Annotated in this window: 21 protein-coding genes; 16 read left to right on the top strand and 5 right to left on the bottom strand. The window is 53.2% G+C overall.

The window, feature by feature from the left end; translation table 11 throughout:
- From P0D43_RS14445 to P0D43_RS14370, 16 genes are all read left to right on the top strand, one after another.
- Positions 1-825, top strand: coding sequence for a ChaN family lipoprotein (locus P0D43_RS14445; RefSeq protein WP_394672772.1), 825 nt, complete (start codon positions 1-3; stop codon positions 823-825).
- Between the two features lie 26 nt (positions 826-851).
- Complete coding sequence (locus P0D43_RS14440) at positions 852-1520, top strand: hypothetical protein (RefSeq protein WP_394672771.1); 669 nt, start codon at positions 852-854, stop codon at positions 1518-1520.
- 56 nt (positions 1521-1576) lie between these two features.
- Entirely contained in the window at positions 1577-2443 is an 867-nt protein-coding gene (locus P0D43_RS14435) for a dienelactone hydrolase family protein (protein ID WP_394672770.1), read from the top strand.
- A gap of 193 nt (positions 2444-2636) precedes the next feature.
- Complete coding sequence (locus P0D43_RS14430; protein WP_394672769.1) at positions 2637-3026, top strand: MarR family winged helix-turn-helix transcriptional regulator; 390 nt, start codon at positions 2637-2639, stop codon at positions 3024-3026.
- 126 nt (positions 3027-3152) lie between these two features.
- The gene (locus tag P0D43_RS14425) at positions 3153-3575 is read left to right on the top strand and encodes an organic hydroperoxide resistance protein (protein WP_159572256.1); all 423 of its coding nucleotides are present in this window, start codon (positions 3153-3155) and stop codon (positions 3573-3575) included.
- Between the two features lie 82 nt (positions 3576-3657).
- The gene (locus P0D43_RS14420; RefSeq protein WP_394672768.1) at positions 3658-4647 is read left to right on the top strand and encodes an amidoligase family protein; all 990 of its coding nucleotides are present in this window, start codon (positions 3658-3660) and stop codon (positions 4645-4647) included.
- The gene (locus P0D43_RS14415) at positions 4599-5303 is read left to right on the top strand and encodes a gamma-glutamyl-gamma-aminobutyrate hydrolase family protein (protein ID WP_236550902.1); all 705 of its coding nucleotides are present in this window, start codon (positions 4599-4601) and stop codon (positions 5301-5303) included. Before P0D43_RS14420 ends, P0D43_RS14415 begins: the two co-directional genes overlap by 49 nt.
- A gap of 3 nt (positions 5304-5306) precedes the next feature.
- Positions 5307-5738 (top strand): YqaA family protein, encoded by a 432-nt coding sequence (locus tag P0D43_RS14410; RefSeq protein ID WP_341236865.1) that lies wholly within the window; start codon positions 5307-5309, stop codon positions 5736-5738.
- Positions 5739-5768: 30 nt separating this feature from the next.
- Positions 5769-6479 (top strand): arsenical resistance protein ArsH, encoded by a 711-nt coding sequence (gene arsH, locus P0D43_RS14405; RefSeq protein WP_394672767.1) that lies wholly within the window; start codon positions 5769-5771, stop codon positions 6477-6479.
- A gap of 1 nt (position 6480) precedes the next feature.
- Positions 6481-7242: a molybdate ABC transporter substrate-binding protein gene (gene modA / locus P0D43_RS14400; RefSeq protein ID WP_394672766.1), complete on the top strand. Its 762-nt coding sequence runs from the start codon at positions 6481-6483 to the stop codon at positions 7240-7242.
- Positions 7239-7682, top strand: coding sequence for a molybdate ABC transporter permease subunit (locus P0D43_RS14395; protein ID WP_394672765.1), 444 nt, complete (start codon positions 7239-7241; stop codon positions 7680-7682). Before modA ends, P0D43_RS14395 begins: the two co-directional genes overlap by 4 nt.
- Before the next feature lie 5 nt (positions 7683-7687).
- Positions 7688-7864 carry a hypothetical protein gene (locus P0D43_RS14390; protein ID WP_394672764.1) on the top strand — a complete coding sequence of 59 codons (177 nt, stop codon included), beginning with the start codon at positions 7688-7690 and terminating at the stop codon, positions 7862-7864.
- On the top strand, positions 7861-9012 hold the full coding sequence (locus P0D43_RS14385; RefSeq protein ID WP_159572271.1) for an ABC transporter ATP-binding protein: 1152 nt from the start codon (positions 7861-7863) through the stop codon (positions 9010-9012). The genes P0D43_RS14390 and P0D43_RS14385 overlap by 4 nt, the downstream gene beginning before the upstream one ends.
- Positions 9013-9132: 120 nt before the next feature.
- On the top strand, positions 9133-11718 hold the full coding sequence (locus P0D43_RS14380) for a DUF6351 family protein (RefSeq protein ID WP_394672763.1): 2586 nt from the start codon (positions 9133-9135) through the stop codon (positions 11716-11718).
- Positions 11719-11860: 142 nt separating this feature from the next.
- Positions 11861-13429, top strand: a complete 1569-nt coding sequence (locus tag P0D43_RS14375) for an ATP-binding protein (protein ID WP_159572275.1) — start codon at positions 11861-11863, stop codon at positions 13427-13429.
- Positions 13430-13472: 43 nt separating this feature from the next.
- Positions 13473-14327: a MurR/RpiR family transcriptional regulator gene (locus tag P0D43_RS14370; protein ID WP_394672762.1), complete on the top strand. Its 855-nt coding sequence runs from the start codon at positions 13473-13475 to the stop codon at positions 14325-14327.
- Here P0D43_RS14370 and P0D43_RS14365 read toward each other — a convergent pair.
- The 5 genes from P0D43_RS14365 to P0D43_RS14345 all read right to left on the bottom strand — a co-directional run bounded on the left by P0D43_RS14365 (position 14315) and on the right by P0D43_RS14345 (position 18734).
- A complete protein-coding gene (locus P0D43_RS14365; RefSeq protein ID WP_341236871.1) occupies positions 14315-15202 on the bottom strand; it encodes an SMP-30/gluconolactonase/LRE family protein in 888 nt (295 codons plus the stop codon). The genes P0D43_RS14370 and P0D43_RS14365 overlap by 13 nt on opposite strands.
- Complete coding sequence (locus tag P0D43_RS14360; RefSeq protein ID WP_394672761.1) at positions 15199-16746, bottom strand: hypothetical protein; 1548 nt, start codon at positions 16744-16746, stop codon at positions 15199-15201. Before P0D43_RS14360 ends, P0D43_RS14365 begins: the two co-directional genes overlap by 4 nt.
- A 98-nt stretch (positions 16747-16844) precedes the next feature.
- A complete protein-coding gene (locus P0D43_RS14355; protein WP_394672760.1) occupies positions 16845-17258 on the bottom strand; it encodes an ExbD/TolR family protein in 414 nt (137 codons plus the stop codon).
- Between the two features lie 3 nt (positions 17259-17261).
- A complete protein-coding gene (locus tag P0D43_RS14350) occupies positions 17262-17981 on the bottom strand; it encodes a MotA/TolQ/ExbB proton channel family protein (protein ID WP_159572283.1) in 720 nt (239 codons plus the stop codon).
- A gap of 30 nt (positions 17982-18011) precedes the next feature.
- Positions 18012-18734 (bottom strand): energy transducer TonB, encoded by a 723-nt coding sequence (locus P0D43_RS14345; protein ID WP_394672759.1) that lies wholly within the window; start codon positions 18732-18734, stop codon positions 18012-18014.
- Between the last annotated feature and the right edge of the window lie 25 nt (positions 18735-18759).

The following is an 18759-nucleotide window of genomic DNA, read 5'->3' as shown; positions in this document are numbered from 1 at the left end:
ATGGCAGTACCCTCAAAAATTGTATATGCCCTGTGCGTTGTCTTTCTGGCAGCGGCCTGTGCAACACAAACCACACAGCAAACAGTGCCCACTGTGTGGTTAATGGGCGAGGTTCACGACAACCCTCAGGCTCACAAAGCCCGTTATGAAATAATCGCAGCAAAAGTGAAAACAGGCTGGCGACCCGCCATTGCAATGGAGCAGTTTGATCGGGAACACCAGGGCTTGTTGCGCACTGCGCAAGATCAATGCAAGCAGGCAAGCTGTATTACATCGCAGCCATGGGTAGAAAATTGGCAGTGGGAACTGTATGAACCCCTGATTCAACTTGCAATTGATTATCAACTGCCCTTGTTGGCGGCCAATGTGTCGCGAGAAGAAGCAAACCGTATCGTGAAGGGCGGGTACGGCGCGGCCCTGGACCCAGACACCATTGCCCAATATGAACTGGACAAACCATTGCCGAAGCCGCTGGGCGAACAGCATCGTCGAAACATTGTTGAAGGGCACTGCAATGTGCTGCCCCAGCACGTTGCCGAAAAAATGATTCCGGCACAAGTGGCTCGCGATGTGTGGATGGCCAAGGTCATTGAACAGCAGGCCACGCAACGCGATGTGATTTTGATTGCAGGCAATGGCCATGTCCAAAAAGATGTCGGCGTTGTTCACTGGTTGCCCGTTAAACTACAACAAACAACAACCGTGTATGGCTTTATCGAAGATTCACAGGCCAATGGCGCTGAGCAATTTGATGTGCTTCGCACAGTGCCTGCCCATTCCCGTGAAGATCCTTGCGAAGCTTTCAAGGCCATGATGAAAAAATAAGCCACACATTGGCAGGAGACTACAGGGTGGAAAAATCTGGGTGTTTTAACTGGGCTGGCCTTGCCTTGGCCTGCGCAATGGTGCTGTGCTCAACACCACTGAAAGCCAATGGCTTTGAAGACTTCGATGATGCAGAGTTGATCGATCACATTGCTGGCAGCGTGGCCCGTGGTTATGGCCGCATGCATGGCTATTCAGTCGATTTTAAATTGATCGGAAAAGAAACGCCGCACCAGTCACCCTTGCTGGTTCAGTACAACGCCCCATTGAAGCGCTGCACATTTCTTATCAGCACTCGCGACAAAACCTGGCACAGCTTTGAGCAGTACCTGGAGTTTTTTGATGGCTTGCCGAAGCAGGTGGTGTACGAAGCCTTTTTTGCGCACGAGTCAGGCCATTGCGTGCAAATGAAAGAGAAAATTGATTTTGGACCTGTGCGCAGGCGCCACCGCGAAGAACTGTATGCCGATGTGTTCGCACTTTCTCATGTTGAGCGTTATTTCCCCAAGCATCGTAAAGCCTTTCAGGAAGCCCAGTTGAAAATGCGTCGTGCTGCATTGGGAATTCAAAACGAATACGGCTTTTACAAAGAATTGTTGAGGTTGCATTACAGCCCCAACCTTCAATCTGCGCTCAAGATAAAAAATCCGCAGGATCGGGCTTATTCCATCGCCAAGGTAGTCGATTTGTTGTGATATTTTGTTATCGTGATAACTGATAATTTCAATTTTAACACCCGGGAGCAGTAACCATGGATCAACTGAAATTTGGCTTGGCAAAGAAAATCAATGAAACCACCGTGAGTCGCCGAGGCTTCTTGCTCACCTCGCTTGCGGGTGGTTTTGCAGTGGCATCCGAGCCCCTGTTTGCACAGGCCATAAAAACAGACACCCAGGGAATTACTGCGGGTGAAGTGAAAGTTCCCGTGAAAGACGGGCAAATTCCAGCCTACCGCGCAATGCCTGCCAAAGGCGGAAACTTTCCGGTCATTCTTGTGATTCAGGAAATTTTTGGCGTACATGAGTACATTCAGGACATTTGCCGTCGCTTGGCCAAGCAAGGGTATTACGCCATTGCACCGGCCTTGTTCAGCCGCGAAGCGGATGTGTCCAACATGACCCTTGAAGCAATTTTGAAAGACGTGGTGCCAGTGGAGCCCGATGCCCAGGTGATGAGCGACATCGATTCCACCGTTGCATTTGCAAAAGCCAGCGGCAAAGCCAATACAACGCGCTTGGGTATCGTGGGCTATTGTTGGGGTGGTCGCACGGTTTGGTTGTACGCCAACCACAATTCAAATGTAAAGGCTGGCGTTGCCTATTACGGCTTGCTGGCCGGGTTGAAAGGACCAAACAAGCCAGCAGACCCGGTTGATGTGGCTGCAAACCTGAAGGTACCCGTGCTGGGTCTGTACGCTGGCGAGGACAGTTTTGTGCCCGATGACGTTGTGGACAAAATGCGCAACGAACTGGGCAAGGGCAGCAGCGCCTCTGAAATTGTGGTTTTCCCCGCTGTCAATCACGGTTTTCATGCCGACTACCGCCCCACCTATGACAGGCGGGCTGCCACATATGCCTGGAAACTGACTTTGGACTGGTTTAAAGAGCGGGGCGTGTAAAAACACGGGCCAGACGAGGACAATTTGAGTCAAATTGAACGCATTTATTCACGATTGTCTTGGATTGACTTAGACAAGGATGACTCAAACCGTTCAAGCGATTACACTTGAGTTACCCCAATCGTCTGGTTAAAACTCCAAGAACATGAAAATCGAGAATCCACTAGCGTTAGACAATCAGCTTTGTTTCTCTTTGTATGCAACCTCTCTTGCAATTACGCAGGTTTACAAGCCGCTGCTGCAACCCTTGGGTTTAACCTTTCCGCAATACTTGGTCATGATGATTTTGTGGAAGGAAGACGGAGTCAGTTTGATCAATGTGGCCCGTCAACTGGGTCAACAGCCTGGCGCATTGACCCCCGTCATCAAACGAATGGCCGAGCAAGGCCTGCTAACACGCAACCGAAGTGCAGATGATGAAAGGCAACTGCAGATCTACCTGACCGAAGAGGGCAAGAAGATTCGGGAAAAGGCCCTCAATGTATACGCCTGTGTGGTTGATCAATGCGGCATGACACCCACGGAAATTCATCGCTTGAAATGTGAACTGGACGCCTTGCGGGAAAGGTTGTTGAAAGCCTGACCGCTTGTTCTTCGTTAATTATTGCGATAACCTTCTAAAGAGACCAAGATTTTGTCAAATCAATTCTTTAGATGGTTATCGCGATAACTATCTGATTGTTCATCCACCAAACTACAGGAGAAATTCATGGAAGTTGTTTACACGGCCAAGGCCACATCCACTGGCGGTCGCGAAGGTGGTTCAGCCACAGACGACGGACGGTTGAAAGTGCAATTGAGCACGCCCAAAGAACTGGGTGGCGCGGGCGGCCCGGGTACCAACCCTGAGCAATTGTTTGCTGCAGGTTATTCCGCCTGTTTTATCGGCGCGATCAAGTTCGTGGCCGGTCAGGACAAAATCCAGCTGCCTTCCGAGCCCGAAATTACTGCCACTGTGGGCATTGGCGGCAACCCGAAGGGTGTTGGTTTTGCCATTGCGGTGGACATGAGCATCAAGCTGGAAGGCATGGACAAAGCAGCCGCCAACGCATTGGTTGAGAAAGCACACCAGGTGTGCCCATACTCAAACGCAACCCGTAACAATGTGGATGTAAAGTTGACTGTGGTGTAAGCAAGCGCAGCCACTTAACCGTTGACTGGCGGTGGGCTTTTGTTAAAGCCCGCCGCCTTTGTTTTTTTGCAGGGAATGATTAATGCAGCACAACTATGCCAAACCCGCCTGGATGAAAAACGTCAAGCGCGAAGTTCGGTGTGCGGGGTTCGAACTGGAGTTTGCTGGCTTGGACTTGCAATCTGCGGCAGCCGCGGTGGCCAAGGCCTTGCAGGGTGAAGTGATTCGTGACACGCAGGCCGAGTGCAAGGTAAAACATCCCGAGTTTGGTCATTTTAAAATTGAACTGGACTGGAGTTTCGCCAAGAACATGGCCCGCAAGCGCCTTGAAGAGCAGGGCGCAAATGAAGATGCAGTGCTGGCTTTGATGACAGATTTGGCCAGGCAGATAGTGCCCTTGGAAGTGGTGTGTCCACCCATACCTGTGAACAGGCTTTCCGTACTCAACGACATGGTGACCAGCCTCCAAGGCGCGGGGGCCCTGGGTACTTCCGATTCGCTCATTTATGCCTTTGGGGTACACATCAACGCCGAGTTGCCTGATCTGAATTCACAAACCATCGTGCCCTATCTGCAAGCCTATTGTGTGTCACAGCACTGGTTGATGAAGGCCCACAGAATTGACACCTTGCGCCGTTTGACGCCCTACATTGACATGTATCCGAAGCGGTATGTGGAATTGGTCATGGCTTACACCGCCGATACTCCGTTGTCGCAGATCATCGACGATTATCTGAAGTTCAACCCCACCCGAAATCGGGGCATGGACCTGTTGCCTTTGTTCAAGCAAATTGATGAGACTCGCGTACTGGCAGTGGTCAGCGATGAGCGTGTGCATGCACGCCCAACCTTTCACTATCGCTTGCCGAATTGCGAAATCGAAAAACCGGGCTGGACTTTAACGGACAGCTGGAATATTTGGTGTGTGGTGGAACACCTGGCCGCTGACCCGGTCACATTGAGGTCCATGTGCGAGCAGTGGATTGAGTACAACCAGAATTTAATCAACCTGAAGGAAGAGCCTTGGCACCAGGAACTGGCGCACATTCACGAAAACCTGTTGTCGGTGTAACTGGCAATGCCAAGTGGTGGTCGCCGTCGTGGTTCAGCATTCGCATGGCCGTGTGGCTGGCTGGTGGGCAGGCCCGACGCATCAGCGTGAGGCACCACTGGCCAATTGATCAAATTGATGCCTTGATCGTAAGTGGTGGGGACGATATCCACCCTTCGCTCTATGGCGAAGAAGAAGCACCCAAAGCACACTACGACCCCGATCGCGATGCGCTGGAACAGGCGCACATTGCCTGGGCATTGAAGCATGGCTTGCCCATGTTGGGCATTTGCCGTGGTACCCAGTTAATCAATGTCAGCCTGGGCGGCAGTTTGCACATCGACATTCGCGCAAGGCGCAAATTAACTTCAAACCGGGGCACCGTGTTGCCGCGAAAAACAGCGGCATTGCGTGCCAGCAGTTGCCTGGCAGCGGTAACCTGCGCCAGCCGGTTGCGCATCAACAGCCTGCACCATCAGGCCATAGACGAGTTGGGCCAGGGTGTACGAATTGTGGCCCGCGACCTGGACGGTTTTGTGCAGGGCATTGAGCCCGACGGCGCATGCCAATGGCTGGGGGTGCAATGGCACCCGGAATATTTGTTGTACCGCCCCAAACACAGGCGCTTGTTCAAATGGCTTGTGCAACAATGCAGGCAAGCTCCCCAGAGTCAATAATCCATGTCGTATTCCTTGCTGTTTGCTTCCGCCTTTTTGGCAGCCACCATTTTGCCTTTCTATTCCGAGGTGGTGCTGTTTGCCATGATCCGTGCAGGCGAACCCGCCGGCCTGTTGCTTGCAGTTGCGACAATGGGCAATACCCTGGGGGCTGTGGTGAATTGGGTGCTGGGGCGTTACCTGCTGCACTTTCAGCACAAAAAATGGTTTTATTTCAAACCCAGGCAAATCGAGAAAATGCAGGCCTGGTTTCAACGCTATGGTGTCTGGAGCCTGTTGTTTGCATGGATGCCTGTTGGTGGTGACCCGTTGACGCTGGTCGCCGGTATTATGCGAGTAAACCTGTGGCTGTTTATCCTGCTTGTAGGCATTGGTAAATCGCTGCGTTATGTGGCTGTGATTTATTTCTCGGAAATGTCGGTGGCCTGGTTCTAAATCATTGAATGGGAAGGAAATGGTGTTGTTATGAATCCAAGTGATTTGCCCAATCTGGACGCAGACTGTTTTAAGCAACCCGATCGGGAATTGTTGGGTGACAGCCTGTTGCACCCACCCCGAATCCTGATTTTGTATGGTTCTTTGCGCGCTCGCTCTTTTAGTCGACTTGCCGCAGAAGAGGCTGGGCGCTTGCTCACGCTGATGGGGGCAGAAGTCCGGTTTTTCAATCCCGATGGTTTGCCTTTGGTGGATGACGCCAATGAGCAGCACCCCAAGGTGCAAGAACTGCGTGAACTGGCCGATTGGTCGGAAGGGCAGGTGTGGAGCTCGCCCGAGCGCCACGGCGCCATGACCGGCGTGATGAAAACACAAATTGACTGGTTGCCGTTAACCGGTGGCGCCAAGCGGCCCACGCAGGGCAAAACACTGGCGGTGATGCAAGTGTGTGGTGGCTCGCAGGCGTTCAATGCAGTGAACCAGTTGCGGGTACTTGGGCGCTGGATGCGCATGATCACCATTCCCAATCAATCGTCAATTGCCAAAGCGTTTATGGAGTTTGACGAAAGTGGCCGAATGAAGCCTTCCCCGTACTACATCCGTTTGGTGGATGTGATGGAGGAGTTGATGAAGTTCACCTTGCTGACCCGTGGTCACGCACAGTATTTGGTAGATCGCTATTCTGAGCGGGTAGAGTCTGCAGAGGAATTGTCCAAACGAGTCAACCAGCGCAGCATTTAATTTGAAAACATTTGTCTGTTTAATTGCGTTGATCTGTGCAGGCCTTGCCCATGCTGGCAACGTCACAGTGGCTGCTGCTGCCACCTTGCGTCACGCACTCGATGAAATATCGCCCCGGTTTACCCAAGCGACTGGGCATACACTGAAGGTGGCGTATGGCTCCTCGGGCAACTTCTACAGTCAAATCAAACAGGGTGCCCCTTTCGATGTATTTTTGTCGGCCGACATGGTGTTTCCCCAAAAGCTGGTGGACGAAAAGTTGGCCGCTACACCCGTTGTGCCGTATTCGGAAGGACGACTGGTGTTGCTTGTGCCGCACCAAAGTGCATTAAAACCCGATGGCAGTTTGAAAGACCTGGCCGCCGCGCTGAAGGACGGTCGCCTGAACAAACTGGCCATTGCCAACCCCGCAGTGGCACCGTACGGCATGCGGGCACGAGAGGTTCTGATCCAGATCAAGTTGTGGGATGCATTGCAAGGAAAACTCGTGATGGGCGAAAACATTGGGCAGGCCACGCAATTTGCGACCTCTGGTGCGGCTCAGGGCGGTTTGGTGGCCTTGTCTTTGGCAATTGCACCCGAGGTGGCCGCACGCGCAAGCCACAGTTTGATACCCAAAGAGTGGCATCAGCCATTGATTCAGGGCATGGTCTTGTGTCAAGCAGGTAACCCGGCTGCCAAGGCGTTTGTGCAGTACATGCAAACGGAAGCAGCCCGCGAGGTTCTGAAAAAATATGGCTACGATCCGGTGTTAAAACCATGATGGACTGGTCTGCTTTCTCGCTTTCCATTCAACTTGCTTTAAGCACATTGCTGGTGTTGTTGCCCATTGGCCTGGTCTCGGGGCGCTGGCTTGCCCGCACCCAGTTCAAGGGCCGAACCTGGATTGAAGCTGCAATTTTACTGCCGCTTGTTTTGCCTCCCACTGTGATGGGGTATTACCTGTTGGTGGCGGTGGGCGGTGGTTCGCAAGTGGGGCAGTGGTTGCAAAGTACGTTTGGCATCACGCTGACTTTTAATTTTGCCGGGCTGCTGCTGGCCTCGGTGCTGTTCAACATTCCTTTCATGTTGCAACCCATTCAACGTGCTTTTGAGTCGATTCCCCACAATTTAAACGAAGCTGCACAAGTCAGTGGTTTGGGTAGCTGGGCGATTTTTACCAAAGTGGAATTGCCATTCACACAGTGGGAGAATTTGGCGTAGTGCTCATGATAGGCGGCAATATTCCTGGCGAAACCCGAACTTTGGCGATCTCCATTTACGACAGTGTGCAAAGTTTCGATTTGAAAGCAGCCAACACCATGTCGCTGGCCTTGTTGATGTTTTCACTGGTGGCGGTGGCCGCTTCCCTGTTGTTGTCAAACCGAAGAAGGCGCAACAAATGAGCCTGCCCACAAGCCTTCACATTGAGTTTGAGCAACTCAAACCCATGCCACTGCGTGGAAGTTTTCATTGTGAGGCGGGTCAACTGCTCGCCCTGGTGGGGCCTTCGGGGGCAGGTAAGTCCTCCATTCTGCGTGTATTGGCAGGTTTGATGAAACCCGCGAAGGGGCGCATCGAAGTGGGTGGCCAAGTGTGGTTAGACACTACAAAAGGCGTGTTTCAAACACCCCAGCAACGCCGGGTTGGCTTGGTGTTTCAAAACTATGCCTTGATGCCCCACTTAAGCGCAGCTGCCAATGTGGCTTTGGCTTTGCAGCACTTGCCCAAAGGCGATCAAATTATCGAAGCAGTGCAGTGGCTTAAACGTGTGCGCCTGAGCAATGACGAAGCCATGCGCAAGCCCGCCGAATTGTCGGGAGGGCAGCAGCAGCGAGTGGCTTTGGCCCGTGCCTTGGCCCGCGAACCGAAGTTGTTGTTGCTGGATGAGCCGTTCTCCGCAGTCGATCAAATGAACCGCGAAGGCCTTTACCGATTGCTGGCAGAACTGCGCAGCGACCTGAATATTCCGATTGTGTTGGTGACCCACGATCTGAATGAAGCCCGCATGTTGTGCGACAAACTGGTGGTGCTTGACCATGGGCAGGTGTTGCAAGAAGGCGAGGCCTTTGATGTACACCGCAGGCCTCGCAATTCTCGTGTGGCCGATTTGGTGGGTATTCAAAACCGGTTCCATGGTGCCTGGCTGGGTCCTTCGGATCATCCGGGATTTGGCATGCTGCAGTGGACCAGCGCGCTGGATACGCAACAGGCCTTGCCGTCGAACAGCTTTCAGCTTCAGGTCAAAGACAAAGGAAAAATTCCGCCAGGTTTCCCTGTGAATTGGGTGGTGCATGCCGATGGCCTGGCCTTGAAACCCGCAGCTTATAATTTGCAACGCGATGGATTTGTGGTGTTGCCCGCGCATGTTGATGCCCACCGCGACTTGGGTGAACTCAGTCTGATCGATCTGACCATGGAGGTGGCGCCTTTTGAAACACTGAAAATGGCGGTGTCGGGGGCCCAGCGTTTGGGCCTGAAAAAAGGTGCGCCCTGTGTGGTGGAAATGGAGTTGGGGCTAATCCATATCATGCCCAAAAAACACCGGCAGTAAAAAGCGAAAAAGTTGTTAGGTAAAGTATCTTGATAAGTAAGTAACTGATTTACAAAATGAATCTGAAAGTGTTGGCTTGAAGTATGAAGGTTTGGAGACAATTCAAACTTACAAGAAAACATGAGCAAAACACTTCACACGGCGCTGGCGTTCAGCACGCTTGCGCTTTTGGCCGGTTGCCTGGGCGGCAATGATTCCAGCACTGTGGCCGGGGGCGACAGCCCCACCGTGACCAATCCCAACGAAGAAACACCCGTGGACCTGAAGCCCGGTGATGGCATTCGGGTTTTATCCAACCGTGCTGATTTGATCAGCGACGGCAATGCCCTGGTTGAAATTACTGCTGAAGACCCCGCCAACCTGCAAGTGGTGCGTGTGATGCTGGGCACGGTTGATGTGAGCGATCAGTTTGCCTTGCGTGAAAATGGCCGTTACATGGGCCGCATTCAAGGCTTGACCTTGGGTGAAAACCGCATCATGGCGGTGTTGAAAAACACAGGCCGCATTGTTGCCACCATCATCAATCACCCCAATGGTGGCCCTGTGTTTTCCGGGCCGCAAGTGCAGCCCTGGACCTGTACCAACGAAGGCGTCGTGGATGCCCAATGCAACCAGCCTGCCGTGTTCAGTTTTTCTTATTTGCCTGCCAACAAGCTGCAGCATTTTCTGAGCAATTCCAATTTTCAGGAACAGGAATTTGCCCCCACTTTCCTGCCTTACGACCCGGCGAACCCACCACCCGCCAGCGAAATTGCAATGACCACGACCGACAACGGCGTGACCGTGCCTTTCATCATTCGCACCGAGCGTGGTGTGCAAAATCGCGATCGGTATCAAATTCGCACGCTGTTTAATCCGGCAGAAGATTGGCAACCCTGGAAGCCGCAGCCCCAATGGAACGGCAAGGTGTTGGTTCATCACGGTGGCAATGTGGGCGTGAGCTATGCGCCCGGCAATCCTCCCAATGGCGACATTTCCGGCACAGCCCCGGACGGCGCTGAATTCTTGCTGGGTGACAGCATCACCGTGGCCTTGGGCCGGGGTTTTATTGCCACCTCCACAGCCATGGCCAATTTGGGTCACAACGTGAATTTGGTGACTGCTGCCGAATCACTGATGATGGTGAAAGAACGCATTGTTGAGCAGTACGGCGAAATCCGCTACACCATGGGCACTGGTTGTTCGGGTGGGGCCATTGCGCAGCAGCACATTGCCAATGCCTACCCCGGAATTTATCAGGGCATTATCGTGCAATGTTCGTATCCCGATGTATGGACTACCGCAAGCCAGTTTGCAGATTACAACCTGTTGAATTCCTATTTTGGCAACCGTTACCAAGGCGTGAACGAGGCGGAAAACGCCAATCAGTTCCCGAATTTCAACCAAAACTTTTTGCCCTATGTGCAGTGGAGCGCTGTCTACGGGCACTTGCCGGTCAACCCTGTGTTGTCTGACAACGCCTTTTTCCCCAAGGCCTATCCTTATGCCCAGAATTGCCGCGGCTTGAATGGCGCAGCCACGCCTTATGACCCCGTGAACAACCCGGGTGGTTTGCGTTGCGGCTTGATCGATTACATGAGCACCCAGTTCGGCTTCAGAACGCCCGATGTGTGGAGCGCCAACGAGAAAAAAATTGGTCGCGGGTTCGGCGGCATACCGCTGGACAATGTGGGCGTGCAGTATGGCCTGGGCGCCTTGAAGCAGGGCACCATCACGGCCAATCAATTTCTGGATTTGAACCGCAACATCGGTGGTTTCGATGTGGACATTCAACGTGTGGCCAAGCGCACCGTGGCCGACCCACTGGCTTTGACCAATTCGTACAAAACCGGTGCAGTGAATACGGCTGAACATTTGAGCAATATTCCGATTATCGACTTGCGCGGCCCCGACCCCGGCATTGCCCACGATGCATTTCACAGCTGGCAAATGCGTGCACGCTTGAACGCCACCCAAGGGCATTTTGACAACCATGTGATCTGGTTCGGTCAATTGGTATTGGCGGGCGATTCCACTTACAGCACAGAAGCCTTGCTGGTGATGGACCGCTGGCTAAGCCAGATTGAAGCCGATGGCAGCACCAAACCCTTGCCGGAAAAAGTGGTGGCCAACAAGCCCCGTGCTGCGCGCGACAAATGTTTATCGGCCCAAAGCATTTATGCCGAAGACGGGCCGTTTGTGCCAATGAGTGGCAACCTGTTCTTCCCCGATCCGATTTTGCCCATGGCCAATTCCAGCAGCATTCCAAAGCCACCACCCGAGGCGGGTCAAATTTTTGACCAGCTGAGCAATCAGGTGTGCGGTCTGGATTTCTCGGCGGTGGATTCCACTGGCATGTCGGCTCAACTGACCGGCCCGATTGCCGAGCTGCAACACGTGCTGGTGCAAACGCGTTTCGGTACACCTCGCACCGTGGCTGGCGACGACATTCGCACCCTGGCCAACAAATGCGTGTTGAAACCAGTTGATGCAGCAGACTACGCAGGTGTGGTGCCGATGGCCGATACAGCTGCTTTTGTGGCGCAGGTGAAAGAAATTTTCCCGCAAGGTGTGTGCGATTACACCTTGCCGGGTGTGGGTACACAGCCCACACAGACCTGGCTGCGTTACGGCACTGCCACTGAGAAGATCATTGGTGGCGTACCTTTGCCCGCTAAACCTGCCAACTCAAGGCAGGGTTGGGCGTCTGCTGCGTTTCGAAATTAACAGTTTTTAATTGTTAATTAATTTAAAAAAATTAATTTATCAATTCAGAGAGAAGAGGGGACTTTACCGCTGTAATGTCCCCTTGTTCCCGCCGGGATGTTGGCACACTGGGCAGTAATCAATACATTGAAACTGCTCCATCTTGAACTTCGAACAGATCACCCCTGACTTACTGGAGCACAGCCCTGTTGGTTTGATGCAGATCGATCACCACGGGAAGATCCTTTCTCTGAATGCTTTCTGTGCAGACCTGTTTGGCTACACCGTACGCGAACTGCACAACAAAAATTTCGAGTTGCTGCTGCCTGCCCATTTGCGTGCCGGCCATGCTGTCCTGTTTAAAGGTTTTCTGCAGTCTTCCCAGGGCCGAATGATGGGCCAGGGTACCGGGCAAAAATACTTCCCGGCCTGTCGCAAATCAGGTGAAGAAATCATGGTTCAGATCGGCTTGAATGTGAACCGCGAGGGTGCCTGGCCCTTGGTTACTTTGGCCATTGCCGATGTCACTGAAAAAGCCAGGCTTCTTGCCGAATTGAAGCACGGCAACGAGCGTTTAAGGCACAAAACAAAAGAGTTGATGCAGGTGATTCGGCAGCAAAATCACTTTTTGAACGTGGTCAGCCATGAACTGCGTACCCCACTGAACAATTCTCTCGAAATGCTGAACCAGCTTTCCGCAACGCAACTGGATGAAGACCAGGCTGAGCTTTTTCAAGACCTCGACAAAGCCAATATTGACGTAACCCGCAGCGTGCGAATGTTGATGGATTATGCCGACAGCATGTTGGGCGATCTTCAACTGGACGAAGAAGAATTCGATTTAAGAGCCTTGTGGATTGATCGTTTGCGTTTGGTGCAGCGCGCTCACCCGGGTCAAATTCATCTGCTGCAAAGTGCAGAACAATTTGAATTTGATCCCATTGTGTTGGGCGACAAGGTCAGGATCGGGCGGATGATGCATGGCCTGATCGACAATGCCATGAAGTTTTCAGATGCCAACCAGATTCGGGTCGAAATTTCGTTTCATGCCCAGCCTGAGCCAGAATTCCATTTTCAGGTCAGCGACAACGGCATTGGCATGGCTGCCGGGCTGATTGATTCGTTAGGAACTCCGTTTGCAAACCAATCGGAACGTCGCATGCGCGGTGGTGGTGGCATGGGGGTCGGTTTTTACCTCACGCACAAGTATCTCGAGATGATGAACGGTCAGTTCCAGATACAAAGTGAACTGGGCAAAGGCACGTGTGCCGGTTTTCAGATTCCGGTCAAGCTGGTGGGGCGGGCCACTGCCCAGTCTATTTCCACGCAGAATCCTGAAAGCGAATTGCCTTTGAATAATTTGACGTTGCTCTTGGTTGAAGACGATCCCGTCGTTGCCAAAATCAATGCAATTCGTTTGCGCAAACTGGGTGCCCAGGTGGTAGTGGCTGGCAATGGCCAAGTGGCTGTGGACATGCTTCAGGACAAAAGTGTCAATGTGGCGGCCATTTTAATGGACCTGCACATGCCTGTGATGGACGGTTTCAGTGCCACACGCCACATTCGTGACATGGTTGAATATGTGAAAACCCCAATAGTTGCTGTCACCGCAGGCTCGCGTTTGGCTGAATATGCCCGTGCCATGGCGGCAGGAATCGACGCCTTTTATTCCAAGCCTTTTGAGCCCAATGTGCTGGTGCAGTACTTTAAGGCGCGTGGTGTCATTCGCTAGTACAATGTAATTTTATTACCTCGGGTTTTTACCCGCTGAGTGAATGAATTTACTCGATCGAATCCGCATGGCGCTGGATCAGTTTTCCGGCGCCGAGCAAGCTGTGGCTACGCTGGTGTTGAAAGACCCCAGTGGTTTTCAGAAAATGCCGGTTACCGAGTTGGCCAAACGTGCTGGGGTGAGCAGCCCCTCCGTGGTGCGGTTTTGTAGAACGCTTGGTTATGAGGGTTTGAGCGACTTCAAACTGAAACTTGCTGCCAGCATGACCGAGGGCGTGCCCTTTGTTCATCAATCGGTGCAGGTCAGTGACTCCCCTGAAATCCTGATTCAGAAAGTACTCGACAACGCAATTCACACACTGCGCACGTTTCGCAATACCGTACCCACAACGCCTATCGACAAAGCCACTCAGCTGCTTGCAAAAACCATCGCCAAAAAAGGTCGGCTGATTTTCTACGGCGTGGGCAATTCAGGGATTGTGGCATTGGATGCCGAGCACAAGTTTTTTCGAATGGGCTGCACCGCGCATGCCTACTCCGATGGGCATTTGCAGATCATGGCAGCATCCATGTTGAACAAGGGCGATTGCCTCATCATCATTTCAAATTCGGGTCGCAGTCAGGACTTGCTGGACGCCACCCAAATTGCACGCGCAGCCGGTGCAAATACCATTGCGATTACAGCCTCGGGTTCACCCCTGGCCGATGCGGTGCAGGTTCATATACCCGCAGATCACGGTGAGTACTACGAACAGTACAGCCCCATGGTGTCGCGCCTGCTGCATTTGTGTATTGTGGATATTCTGGCCACGCAGGTGGCTATTCAATTGGGCGATTCAGTTCAGAAAAACATGGCGCGATTGAAGAAAAACCTGATCGAAAGTCGTTATGCCAAGTGAGTGGCGTCGGCAAAATTTTCGTGTAAAGCTTTAAAGCCGGTTTCGCAGGCAACAAGGCTGATGTTTTCGAAACCTGGCGCGTTGGGGAATTTCTCGTCGGCCTGTGCCGAGCACACCAACAGCACATTGCCGTGTTCACCACCAAAACACGGCATGGTGGGTTTGGCCAGTGGCAACTCAATGCTTTCAATAAATTCACCGCGCTCACTGAATCGGTCTAGTCGGTAGCCTTCCAGAATTGCAACCCAATAGCTGCCATCGGCAGAAAAGCAGGCACCATCTGGCCGTGCTGTGCCCTCCGAATATTGTTTGATCAATTGTTGATTGCTTAACTCACCTGTCTCGACCGTGTAGTCAAATCGCCAAATGCATTTGTGCCGGGTGTCGCTTAGAAAAGCCGAATTCCCCTTGGGTGAAAATGCAAGGCCATTGCCCACAATCAAATCAGCAATTTTCAGTTCTGCCTTTCCTGACTCAATGCAATACAGGGCAGCGGTCGCAGGGCTGCGTGCATCGACCAGGGTCGAAATCCAGATCCTGCCAACTGTGTCAGCCCGGCCATCGTTGAAGCGGTGTTTGCCCGAATCAAATGGTGCGTTCAGCTGATGTGTGCAGGCATCGCCTTCGATCAACCAGCCACCCTGCCTGCCCAGTGCCACCCAGGTGTCTGCTTTTGCAGTGGGCAGCACACAGCCCATTTCATCGGGAAGTTGCAAGGTGCGCAAGTTCTGTGGCTTGGGCTTGAAAATATCGTGTTGGTTTAATCGGTACAGCACGCGTTGATTGATGTCCACCCAAGCCCAGCCGCCATGCGCGTAGCGAGGGCTCTCAGCCAGGCTGCACACAGGCAATGGCAGGGCTTGCCAAGGCATCATTGCGCAGCGTTTTTCAGAAAGTGGTTAATCAAGTGCGCTGTCACCGGGTTTTCTGCAGGGGCATGGCCAGGCGGCACACTGTGCTCCAGTTGCTCGGCAATGCCTTTGCCCAGCTCAACACCCCATTGATCGAAGGGGTTGATGTTTTGCATGGCGGCCAAGGCAGCAGTGCGGTGTTCCCAGAGGCACAACAGTGCGCCGAGTGAGTAGGGTGTGAGTGAGTCGAGAAACATCATTTGAACCGGTCGGTGCCCGGGGCAAGATTTGTAATTGCTGGCCGGGTTGCCTAGTTCAGCGGGTGAGTTCAAGCGACCCACCGAGAAGGCTTCCGACTGTGCCAAAGCGTGAGAAAGCAAGACCTGGTGCGATCGCACTTCATCGTGGTCGGGTTGAACCACGGCAATCAGCTCAACCGAACTCGCAATGCGGCTTTGATGAAGCATTTGAAAAAATGCATGCTGGCCGTTGGTGCCCACATCGCCCCACAAAATGGGGCAGGCGGGCCTGTCAAGTAACTCGCCTTTGTTGTTCACGCCTTTGCCCAGCGATTCCATCCACAGTTGTTGTAGGTAGGGTACCAACTGGCCCAAGCGAGAATCATAGGGGCTCAACATCAGCGAGGCCACGCCTTGCTCCAGGTTGTACAGGTCGCTCAGGGCCAGCAGGGTTGGAATACACTGGCTTGCTTTGCTTTCCAGTACATGCCCATCCATCAGGGCAGCGCCTTCCAGCAGTTCATTGAATACCAGGTTGCCATGCACCATGCGCACGCCAATCGACACAGGGCCCCACAGTGAATAGCGCCCACCCACTGTTTCACTGAATTCAAATACGCGATCGGCGGCCACCCCCACTTCAATGGCCTTGTTCGGTTTGCAGGTGGCAGCGACCAATGCCTTGGCGCGGTAAGTAGGGCCAGCCGCATCCAGCCATTTGAAAATGTGCTGGGCATTGTGCAGGGTTTCGCGGGTTGAAAAGGATTTGCTGGCGATGATCACCAGCGTGGTTTTCGGATTGAGTGCTGCCAGTGCAGCTTTCATTTCATGAAAATCCACGTTCGCCGCAAAGCGGATTTTCAATGCAGGCGGTTCGCCCAAATCCAGTTTGCTGAACACGTCGTTGAGCAAGCGAGGACCCAGGTCGGAGCCACCAATGCCCAAATGCAACACGCTGTCATAAGGTACATCGTCCGGTGTGGTGTAGCGCCCGGATCGAACCTGATCAACGAAGGCCTCCATGTGCTGCTGCACCTGTTTGGTCAAGGCCAGTTCATCGCGCCCATTGACCACCAAAGACACCGGAGAATGGTAGGCCTGTGCATTGCATGCTGCGCGCAGGGCCCAGTGGCCCGCTGGCCGGTTTTCCGTGCAATTGACCACTTCACCGCTGAACATGTGGTGAATGAATGTAGACAATTGTTGGTGAGCCTTTGTTTTTTCAAAGTTCAATACTTCGCTGGCGCTGTAAAGCTGCCTGTCAAGATTGATATGAATGGGACCAACACTTCGGGATAGAAAACCGGGATTCAAGGCTGATGTGTTCATGAATAAGGCATCAATAAAAAAAGGCGCTAAAGACAAGCTTTGGCGCCCAGTTTCGCACGACTTCAAGACAGAGTGTTTAATCTGTCTGAAAATTTAGATCATGGTGTGCTTTGCGGTTCGGTCATGAACCCCAGTTTCTCAACGCCTGCACGCTGTGCAGCAGCCATCACTTGCACCACTTTTTCATATTCAACAGCCCTGTCGCCTTGAATGCGCAATTCAGGTTGTTTTTCCTGTTGCGCCACGGCCTGTAAACGAAGCTCCAGGTTTTCGAAGGTGAGTTCTTCATCGTTCCAGTTCAAGGTGCCGTCACGCATAACGCTGAGCGTGACGACATCAGGTTTTACTTCGGTGGGTTGCTGGCTGGCCTGTGGCAAATCCACTTTCACCGAGTGCGTAATCACGGGCACGGTGATAATGAAAATAATCAGCAGCACCAACATCACGTCCACCAGGGGCGTCATGTTGATTTCACTCATTTCCTGCTGATCGTCATAAGAATTGAACGACATGGCTTACGCCTCCTTTTTCAAGGACATCGTGCGCACTGCGGAGTCTTTTTGCATGGGTGAGCCGGTCAGGAAGTAGGCGTGCAGCTGGCGTGCAAAACGGTTCAACTTGCCCAGCAAGCCCTTGTTGGCACGGGTTAGTGCGTTGTACCCCAGAACCGCCGGAATGGCCACAGCCAAACCGAAGGCTGTCATGATGAGTGCCTCGCCCACGGGGCCAGCCACCTTGTCAATGCTCGCCTGGCCGGAAACACCAATGCCAACCAAGGCATGGTAAATACCCCACACGGTACCGAACAGGCCAACAAATGGCGCGGTTGAGCCCACGGAGGCCAGAATGGACAAGCCAGATTGGAGTTTTTCTGCGGCTTCGTCCATGGCGCCACGCAAGGCCTCGCTCAGCCAGTCGGCCAGGCTGATTTGTCCGTGCAGGTCGTCTTTGTTGGTGCTGTGGTGGTTGACCGCTGCCTGGCCTTCAATGGCCATGTGGTGAAATGGATTGCCGGTGTCTTTGCCCAGCACTTGCAGGCCTTCAGCAAAACTGTGTGTGTGCCAGAACTGATCGACTGCGCCCACATTTTTGCGCAAGCGGTACAGGCGAATGCTGCGGGTGATGATGACGTACCACGACGCGATCGACATGATCAGCAACAACAACGCAACGCTTTTGATGACCCAGTCGCCCTGGGCCCACATTGCGGCCATACCGTAGGGGTTGTTTTCCATTTCAATAAACCTCGCTTAAATTCAATGTTCTCAGTTATTCAATACAAAAGAAACCGGCTGTACGTACCAAAACGGTATTGGTTTGTCGCCTCGCTTGGCGGGCACATACTTCCAGGTTTTCACAGCCTGAAGGGCTGCGTTGTCCAGTCGCGCAAAACCGCTTGACCGGTTCAGTTTGATCTCGCCCACGCTGCCGTCGGGCAGAATGTAAACGTCCAGCAAAACACGGCCTTGCTCACCCAATCTGCGCGACAGCGCGGGGTATTGCGGGGCAGGGTTGTTCAGGTGCGCCGCATCGGTGCGGGGTGGTGTGACCGGTGCGGGGGCCTCGGGTGCCGGGGCTGCCTTTTGCACAGGTGCGGGCGGCGCAGGTGGTGCAACCGGTGTAGTCTGTTCAACGGGTTCCGGTGCCACTTCACGAACAGGCTCGGGCCTTGGTGTGGGCTTTGGCGTGGGTTTGGGCACCGGTTTGGGTTCGGGTTTCGCAACCGGTTTTGGCTCGGGCTTCGGTGGTGGCGGAACCGGCTTTGGCGGTGGTGGTGCAGGCTCATGAGCCACCAGCACACCGATCACGCTTGGCGGTGTAATCACCGGATCGCTAATGCTCATTTGCTGTGCCGCCCAAACCAAACCCAGCACGTGCAACAGCACCACGCCGACCAAAGTCGTGGCGTTGCCAAGGGTTTGTGCGTTGTTGCTCAGCGGAGCACTCATTGGAATGGATAGGGTGTTCATCGAATCGTTTGTTGCCATTTTGCTTGCTGCCCATAGGGTGAGC

The organism is Limnobacter sp. (genome assembly GCF_043511195.1).
GTDB lineage: Bacteria > Pseudomonadota > Gammaproteobacteria > Burkholderiales > Burkholderiaceae_B > Limnobacter.
This window is presented reverse-complemented; position numbering and strand designations above follow the sequence as displayed.